This is a genomic window from Streptomyces sp. NPDC006265, from assembly GCF_040613555.1.
Lineage (GTDB): Bacteria > Actinomycetota > Actinomycetes > Streptomycetales > Streptomycetaceae > Streptomyces.
The window spans coordinates 1-1765 of the sequence record NZ_JBEXSH010001292.1 but is presented as its reverse complement, the minus strand read 5'-3'; the positions used below and the strand labels follow the sequence as shown (position 1 = coordinate 1765).

Here is a 1765-nt window from a genome sequence, read left to right as displayed (position 1 = left end):
GACCGCAAGGGCCCGTAGCTTGGGCGGTGTCGGGGGAGAGGCCCCCTGACCAGTCGAAAGGCGGCGTTCATGGTCACTCACGTTCCGGCGGAGGCACATGGCGACGAGCGCGGGGCGCTCCTGTCGTTCATCGCGGAGCAGCGCGGCGGGGTCCGCCGGGCGGTGCTCGGGCTGACGGACGAGCAGGCGAGTTCCCGCCCGAGCGCCAGTGAGCTGTCCCTCGCGGGGCTGGTCAAGCACGTCGCCGAGGTCGAGCAGATGTGGGTCTCCCTGGCCAAGGGCGAGCCGCCGGCCGTGGTGCGGGACCAGAGCAACTGGCACGAGTGCTTCCAGCTGGTCGAGGGCGAGACGGTCGAGTCGCAGCTGGGGTACTGGGAGAAGGTCGCCGCCGAGACGGAGGCGTACATCCGCTCGGTGCCGAGCCTCGACGACACCTTCGCGCTGCCGGCGCAGCCCTGGTTCCCGCCGGACGGCCGGGTCTCCCACCGCTGGCTCTGCCTCCACCTCATCCGCGAGACGGCCCGGCACGCCGGTCACGCCGACATCGTCCGCGAGTCCCTGGACGGCAGGACGGCCTTCGAGCTGGTGGCCGAGGAACAGCAGGTGACGGCCGGGCCATAACCTGGACCGCATGTCAACCATCCGTCTCCTCGTGCTCGGCGCGGTCCGTATGCACGGCCGCGCCCACGGCTACCAGGTGCGCAACGACCTGGAGTACTGGGGCGCGCACGAGTGGTCCAACGCCAAGCCCGGCTCGATCTACCACGCCCTGAAGCAGATGGCGAAACAGGGGCTGCTGCACGCGCACGAGATCGCCCCGTCCACGGCGGGTGGCCCGCCGCGCACGGAGTACGAGATCACCGGGCAGGGGACCGAGGAGTACTTCCGGATGCTGCGTGAGGCGCTGGTCACCTACGACCAGCGCGGGGACCTGAAGACGGCCGCCGTCGGCTTCGTCGTCGACCTGCCGCGTGCCGAGGCGGTCGCGCTGCTGAAGGAGCGGACCCTGCGGATCGAGCAGTGGCGGGCCGCCGTCCTGGACCACTACGTGCCCGAGGAGGGGCCCGGGCAGCTCGGGCACATCGGCGAGATCATGAACATGTGGGTCCACACGGCCGACTCCGAGGCCGAGTGGACCCGCGGTCTCATCGAGCGCATCGAGGGCGGCGCCTACACCTTCGCCGACGAGGGCGACCCGTTCGTCGGCGTCCTGGCCGAGGACGAGGAGAACCCGTACGCGACGGGGGAGCGGCACCCCGGAGACGCTCACTAATCAAGTTTGACGAATGGCTTGGGCGGGTCTACTTTTGGGCGTGTAGTCAAGTTTGACTAGCGAGGGAGACCCAGTGGCCGACACGGCGATCACCGTCGAAGGCGCGGAGAAGACGTACGGCGACCAGAAGGCGCTCGACGGGCTCGACCTCACGGTCGCGCGCGGCACGGTGCACGCAGTGCTGGGCCCGAACGGCGCCGGCAAGACCACCCTGGTGAGGATCTTGTCCACCTTGCTGCGGCCCGACGCCGGCCGGGTCGAGGTGGCCGGGTGCGACGTGGTGGGCGAGGCGTACGCCGTGCGGCTGCGCATCGGCCTGCTCGGCCAGCACGCCGCGCTCGACGAGGAACTCGGCGGCCGGCAGAACCTGGAGCTGTTCGGCCGGCTGCACCACCTGGGAGGCCACCGCTCCATCTACCTGCACTCCATGCAGGTCAACATGGCCCAGTCGATGGGCCTGACCGACGAGGACACCTCGCTGGTCGTGGTCCC

The 1765-nt window shown here is 70.4% G+C and carries 3 protein-coding genes; all 3 read left to right on the top strand.

Annotation, left to right across the window (positions count from 1 at the left end; translation table 11 throughout):
* Positions 1-69: 69 nt before the first annotated feature.
* On the top strand, positions 70-621 hold the full coding sequence (locus tag ABZ281_RS48110; protein WP_356665038.1) for a DinB family protein: 552 nt from the start codon (positions 70-72) through the stop codon (positions 619-621).
* Between the two features lie 10 nt (positions 622-631).
* Positions 632-1273 (top strand): PadR family transcriptional regulator, encoded by a 642-nt coding sequence (locus tag ABZ281_RS48105; protein WP_356665036.1) that lies wholly within the window; start codon positions 632-634, stop codon positions 1271-1273.
* Between the two features lie 73 nt (positions 1274-1346).
* Positions 1347-1765: ATP-binding cassette domain-containing protein (locus tag ABZ281_RS48100; RefSeq protein ID WP_356665034.1), on the top strand; the 419-nt coding region annotated here is incomplete at its 3' end.